General features: G+C 37.5%; 9 protein-coding genes and 1 other RNA gene. 2 read left to right on the top strand and 8 right to left on the bottom strand.

Features of this window, described 5'->3' with window-relative positions; all coding sequences use genetic code 11:
- The 4 genes from AB1397_01320 to rpsM all read right to left on the bottom strand — a co-directional run.
- Positions 1-634: DNA-directed RNA polymerase subunit alpha (locus AB1397_01320; protein ID MEW6481640.1), on the bottom strand; the 634-nt coding region annotated here is incomplete at its 3' end.
- An 11-nt stretch (positions 635-645) separates the two neighbouring features.
- Positions 646-1239, bottom strand: a complete 594-nt coding sequence (gene rpsD / locus AB1397_01325; GenBank protein MEW6481641.1) for a 30S ribosomal protein S4 — start codon at positions 1237-1239, stop codon at positions 646-648.
- Positions 1240-1330: 91 nt separating this feature from the next.
- The gene (rpsK, locus tag AB1397_01330) at positions 1331-1717 is read right to left on the bottom strand and encodes a 30S ribosomal protein S11 (protein MEW6481642.1); all 387 of its coding nucleotides are present in this window, start codon (positions 1715-1717) and stop codon (positions 1331-1333) included.
- Positions 1717-2091, bottom strand: a complete 375-nt coding sequence (gene rpsM / locus AB1397_01335) for a 30S ribosomal protein S13 (GenBank protein ID MEW6481643.1) — start codon at positions 2089-2091, stop codon at positions 1717-1719. Before rpsM ends, rpsK begins: the two co-directional genes overlap by 1 nt.
- A gap of 197 nt (positions 2092-2288) precedes the next feature.
- Between rpsM and rnpB the strand changes: the two genes are divergently transcribed.
- Positions 2289-2625, top strand: an RNA gene (gene rnpB / locus AB1397_01340) — RNase P RNA component class A.
- Positions 2626-2666: 41 nt separating this feature from the next.
- The gene (locus tag AB1397_01345; GenBank protein ID MEW6481644.1) at positions 2667-3689 is read left to right on the top strand and encodes an ATP-dependent 6-phosphofructokinase; all 1023 of its coding nucleotides are present in this window, start codon (positions 2667-2669) and stop codon (positions 3687-3689) included.
- 177 nt (positions 3690-3866) lie between these two features.
- Here the strand turns inward: AB1397_01345 and AB1397_01350 are convergent, their stop codons facing one another.
- From AB1397_01350 to AB1397_01365, 4 genes are all read right to left on the bottom strand, one after another.
- Positions 3867-4076, bottom strand: coding sequence for a DNA-directed RNA polymerase subunit omega (locus AB1397_01350; protein MEW6481645.1), 210 nt, complete (start codon positions 4074-4076; stop codon positions 3867-3869).
- Positions 4066-4626 (bottom strand): guanylate kinase, encoded by a 561-nt coding sequence (gene gmk, locus AB1397_01355; GenBank protein MEW6481646.1) that lies wholly within the window; start codon positions 4624-4626, stop codon positions 4066-4068. The genes AB1397_01350 and gmk overlap by 11 nt, the downstream gene beginning before the upstream one ends.
- Entirely contained in the window at positions 4626-5366 is a 741-nt protein-coding gene (gene truA / locus AB1397_01360; protein MEW6481647.1) for a tRNA pseudouridine(38-40) synthase TruA, read from the bottom strand. The genes gmk and truA overlap by 1 nt, the downstream gene beginning before the upstream one ends.
- Positions 5367-5373: 7 nt before the next feature.
- On the bottom strand, positions 5374-6168 hold a 795-nt coding region (locus AB1397_01365; GenBank protein MEW6481648.1), incomplete at its 5' end, for a pyridoxal phosphate-dependent aminotransferase.

The following is a 6168-nucleotide window of genomic DNA, read 5'->3' on the forward strand; positions in this document are numbered from 1 at the left end:
ATATAGATGCGGCTTTTATTACAGCCTCCTTTGGGCTAATCGCACCATTTGTGGTAATTTCAAGTATAAGCCTTTCATAGTCTGAAATTCCACCTATCCTTACATTTTCAACCGAGAAGTTCACCCTTTTTATGGGAGAAAAATAGGCATCAATCGGGATTACACCTAATCTCTCTTCCCTTTTTGCCTCATTAGCAGGAACATAGCCAACACCACGCTCTAATTCCATCTCCAATTTTATTTTTCCCTCAGATACTGTTAAAAGATAGTGTTCTGGATTGACTATTATTACATCGGGTGGAGTTTTTATCATTCTAGCAGATACAGACCCTTTTTCTGCCTCTAAAAACAATTCCTTTTTTCCATTTCCTTCATATTTAAAAATAATCCCTCTGATATTTAGGATAAGGTCAATTGGGTCTTCTAATATACCTGGAATTGCTGTAAATTCGTGAAGAATGCCATCTATTTTGATAGAGGTAACCGCCGGTCCTTCTATAGAGGAAAGGAGTATTCTCCTTAGACTATTGCCTATAGTAACGGCAAATCCCTTTGGAAATGGTTCAGCAATAAGCTTTCCATATGTAGGGCTTTCCTCCTGCCATTCCAATTTTCTAATCCCACATTCTTTCATATTTTTCCTCCTTATTTAGAATAGAATGCAACAATTTTATTTTCTTCTATGGGAGTTGCTATTTCTTTTCGCTCTGGAAATCTCAAGACCTCTATCTTTTTACCCTCTACCTTTAGCCAGGGAGGAAGATTAACCGCCGTTAATCTTGGTTCTCTATCCAATTCTATTGTTTCAGCAACCTTAACAAGATATGATGGGATATTTATCTTTCTTCCTCCTACCTTAAGGTGATTGTGAGAGACCATTTGTCGTGCCTCTTTTCTAGACTCTACCCAACCTGCCCTATAAATAACATTATCAAGCCTCCTTTCAAGCATGATAAGAAGATTATCTCCACAAAGCCCTGACAAGGCTTTTGCCTTTTTAAAATAATTCTTAAATTGCCTTTCTAAAATCCCATATATATATTTTGCCTTCTGCTTTTCAGCAAGCTGTTCTCCATAATCCGAGATTTTTCTTTTCTTAAAGTTTGGTCCTTGGCTTCCAGGTGGATATGATCTTTTGTTAAACCCACATTTCTCACTCAAACACCTTTTTCCTTTAAGGAAAAGTTTTTCGGCTTTTGCCCTACAAATTCTACAACTTGGACCTCTATATCTTGCCATCTTAAAAACTAAAAACTTAAAACTTTGGTTATATTTTTAATTAAATCCCTACCACAATTTTGCATTTTTAGTTTTAAGTTTTGAATCTTTATCATACCCTCCTTCTTTTTCTTGACCTACATCCATTATGGGGAATAGGGGTTACATCCTTTATGGTTTTAATATTCATTCCAGCTGCCTGAAGGGCACGCACAGCAGATTCCTTTCCTCCTCCAGGGCCTGTGACAAAAACAAAGGCATCCTTTATTCCATATTCAAAAGCCTTTTTTGCGACTGTATCTGCAGCAATTTGGGCGGCAAAGGGTGTCCCCTTTTTTGTTCCTTTAAAACCAACAGAGCCAGCTGATGACCAACAAACAACATCTCCTTCGGAAGATGTAACTGTAACAATTGTATTGTTAAAGGTTGATTGGATGTAAATACAAGCAAGCCCTATTTTTTTCTCCTTTTTTTTATCTTTTTTTACCCTTGGTGCCATTATTTTTTGACCTTTGCTCCTACTGTCTTTCTCTTTCCCCTCTTTGTCCTTGCATTTGTATGGGTTCTTTGCCCCCTAACAGGAAGCCCTCTTCTATGCCTTAAGCCCCTATAAGTGCCTGTTTCAATCAATCGCTTGATATTCATACTTACCTCTCTTCTAAGCTCTCCTTCTACCTTAAGCCCCAACCTTTCAATCTCCCTTCTAATTGCTGTAGCTTGTTCTTCAGAGAGATCAGCTACCCTTATATCGGAATTTACATTTGCATTTTTAAGAATCTTCTTAGAAAAAAAAGGCCCAATTCCATAGATATAAGATAGGGCTATTTCTATCCGTTTATTCTTCGGAAGATCCACGCCTACTATTCTTGCCATAATTTTTAGACTATTATTTTAATAAACATTTTACCTAGATGTCAATAAAAATTTTTTATTGTAATTCTTCCACCTTTCACATATAATATATTTCGGTATTTTTATCCAAAAACTTCGAATTTTAATTATTAAGAAGTTTTAGGGAACACTATTAAAATAGATTTAAAATTCAAAAATTTAGAATTCAAAATTTCTTAAAGCTAGGCAAGATGGTCGCTGGATAAATCCAGAGGAAAGTCCGGACACCAGAGGGTAGGATGCTGGGTAATACCCAGGAGTTGTAAGGCTACGGAAAGTGCAACAGAAAATACACAGCCGATGGAAGGAAACTTTACAGGCAATGGTGAAATGGTGGGGTAAGAGCCCACCAGGGGAAAAAGCGATTTTTCCCCTTGGAAAACCCCATCCGGTGCAAGTTCAAACCTAAGAGGCTAACCCGGCTATTCTTAAGGTAGAACGCTTGAGATGGTTGGCAACAGCCATCCTAGATAAATGACCATCTAAACAGAATCCGGCTTATTGTCTGGCTAAATTTTTTCTTGCTTATTTTAAGTTGCTTATGTTATTATAAAATTATGAAGATTGGGATATTGACCGGTGGTGGTGATTGTCCAGGATTAAATCCTGCAATCCGTGGTGCATACCTTAGGGCAGCTGACTTTAAAGATGAGGTAATTGGGATATTGAATGGATGGAAGGGTCTGCTTGAGAAAGAGACGATAAGCTTGTCTTTGAAAGATATTGATGAGATTACCTCACATGGTGGGACAATCCTTGGAACTACAAGGGTAAATCCAGCCAAACATAAGGAAAATGGATTAAAGATATGCTATGAGAATTTTAAAGCCCTTAATCTTGATGCCATAATTGCCATGGGAGGAGAGGATACATTGGGCATTGCAAACAAGCTATTTTCAGAGTTTAATCTGCCTATAGTTGGCGTTCCAAAGACAATGGATAATGATCTATCTTGCACAGATTATACATTTGGCTTTGATACATCTGTTACAGTCGCAATTGATGCCTTGGATAGGTTAAGGGATACAGGCAGGTCTCACAGAAGAATTATGGTATTAGAGGTTATGGGCCGTCATGCCGGATGGGTTGCTCTATTTACCGCGATTGGAGCAGGTGCAGATTGGGTTCTTATCCCAGAAATTGAGCCAGACCTAGACAAAATGTGCAAGCATCTTATAAAGGCAAAGGAGAGGAAGGGATATGCTTTGGTTGTTGTATCTGAGGGAATAAAAATTAAGGTAGATAAAGAGGAAAGGCTTGATGAATTTGGCCATATGATTCTTCAAAAAAGGGGTGTGGGAAAAATAATCGCGGATGAAATAGAGAAAAAAACAGGGATTGAAACAAGGCTTTCTGTGATTGGCCATATTCAGAGGGGAGGCCCTCCGACCTTATTTGATAGGATATTGGGCTTAAGGGTCGGTGTAGCCGCGGTTGAGTTTGTCCATCAAGGGAAATTTGGAACAATGGCAGCTTTGGTGGGAAATAAAATAATACCTGTTCCACTTATTGAGGCATCTGGAAAGCTAAAGCTTGTTGATGAATATTGGTATAACCTTGCTAATATCCTATTTAAATAAGGGTATGTGTTTAGGTAGACAAAAAGAGGAAAGGAGGTTAAAAAAGGGAGGAAATCCGAAAGGACAAAGCAGGAAATAATATTCGTTCTTCTATATTGTTTTGAATTTTCAATTTTAGCCATTTGAATTTGTTCGCATTTCATTTGTTCCATTAAAGCTAAACAAATTTTAAAACAGCTATTTTGGGAAGGTCTGTGGAGGAGGCTCTTTGGGTTCGGCAATTAGTTTTCCCTCTAATAACTCCTCAATGGCAAGGGGAATTATCTTTATTATGTCTGTTTCAGAACCAACCCATCTATTTAACTCCCTTGACCTTTTTGCCAAAAGATTGACCAGGTGAAATTTGCTCTTTGCATGCCTTAGCATCTCATCGTAGTCATATAGCATCTTTTCCTCCTCCTTTTTTCTTTAAAATGATTTCCTTTATCAAAGATATTGTTTTTTCTAATCTCTCATTTACAATAACATAATCATAATCTTTTCCCTCCTCTATCTCATATTTTGCCTTTTCAAGACGCTCCCTTATTTTTTCATCAGATTCTGTCTTTCTCATCATAAGCCTCCTTTCAAGCTCCTCCATTGATGGTGGAAGAAGAAATATAAGGAGACTTTCTGGATAAGAGGCTTTTATCTTTTTCCCACCCACCACATCTATATCAAGAAGGAGGTCATAATTCTTTGCTTTTTCCAAAGTTTCCCTTGATGTTCCATAATAATCTCCAAATATCTTCACCCATTCAACAAATTCATCCTTCTCAATCATCCTTTTAAACCTGTTAATATCGATAAACTTGTATTCCCATTTTTCTGTTTCTCCCTCCCTTGGTTTTCTTGTGGTGTAGGATACAGAAAACCGCAAATCAGAAAATTCCTCTAATAGCCCCCTGCAAATTGTTGTCTTTCCTGTTCCCGATGGTGCTGAGATAACAATTATCATTAGTAATCAATCCCGATGAGGAAAAGTCCGCGGGAAGGAGTTGTCCAAGGAGCAAGTTTTCTATTCTTACCCTGGATGATAGAAGATACCGCATCTAAATTAAGAAGCCCGCTTCCCACCTTAATTAAGGTTGCCACAATGCACCTAATCATATTGTGGAGAAAGCTTATACCAGAAATATCAAAAAATATAAGGTTTTCGGAAAAAATACCCATTTGGGAAGAGATAGAAATGGATTTTATCTCCCTTACCGGATTTCTTTCATCCCTTCTTACAAATGAAGAAAAATCCATTTTTCCCACAAAGATATTCGCTGCCTCTTTCATCATTTCTATATTAAGAGAGCCTGGAAAAAAATAGCTATACCTTAAAAACACAGGTGATTTAACCCGATCATTTAGGACAATATACCTATACCTTCTCTCTTTAGCATGCCTGGGATTAAATGAAAGGTCTATCTCTTCTATATCTTTTATAATTATATCATAAGGAAGAAAAGAATTCAAGGCATTTTTTAGGTTTAAAGTTGGAATATTAGAGCCTGTCTTAAATGTTGCAACAAAAGCCAATGCATGGGCTCCTTTATCTATCCTTGATGCACCTATTGTTTTTACATTTTCTTTTGTAACCTTAAATATAGCGGTCTCAAGCATTCTTTGGACTGTAGGCTTATCCTTCTGCCTCTGCCAACCATAATAATTTGTTCCATCATAGGCTATGGTAAGCTTGATATTTCTCAATTGTGGTTTATTGCAAATGGGAGATGGCCTCTTTTATCCTTAAAATTCCCTCTTCGATATCTTTTGTAGATGCAGCATAGGAAAACCTTAGGTAATTGTCATCGCCAAAGGCAACCCCAGGAACCAATGCGACCTTTGCCTCTTCAATAAGAAATTCTGCCAAAGAGGATGAGCCTTTTATCTTTTCTTTAAACAGCCCACTTACCTCACAAAAAGCATAAAATGCACCTTGCGGCATCGGGCAATCCATTCCTTTTATTTGATTTAAGCCATCAACGATAAGCCTTCTTCTTTTTTCAAAGGTAGAAACCATATTTAAGACAAAATCATTGCCAGAGGTTATCGCCGCTAAGGCACCATATTGAATTACTGAGCAGGGGTTTGAGGTTGTCTGGGACTGTATTCTTCCTGCTGCTTTTATTAGATCAATTGGCCCTGCGGCATAACCTATTCTTAATCCCGTCATCGCATATGTCTTTGAAAAGCCATTGATAACAACGGTATTCTTTGGAATAAATTGTGCAATGCTCTTATGAGATAAGCCATCATAGACAAATTTCTCATATACCTCATCTGAGATTACCCAAAGGTTATTTTCTTTTATCACACTTGCAATTCCTAATAGCTCTTTTTCTGTATATACCGCACCGGTTGGATTTGAAGGAGAATTTAGGATAATCCCTTTTGTCCTCTCTGTTATTGCTTCTTTTAGCCTTTCCTTTGAAAGCTTAAATCCATCTGCCCTTGTGGTTTTTACAATTATTGGGATTCCATCGGCAAATTTTACCATTTCAGCATAGGA

The organism is bacterium (assembly GCA_040756715.1).
Taxonomy (GTDB): Bacteria; UBA9089; UBA9088; order UBA9088; family UBA9088; genus JBFLYE01.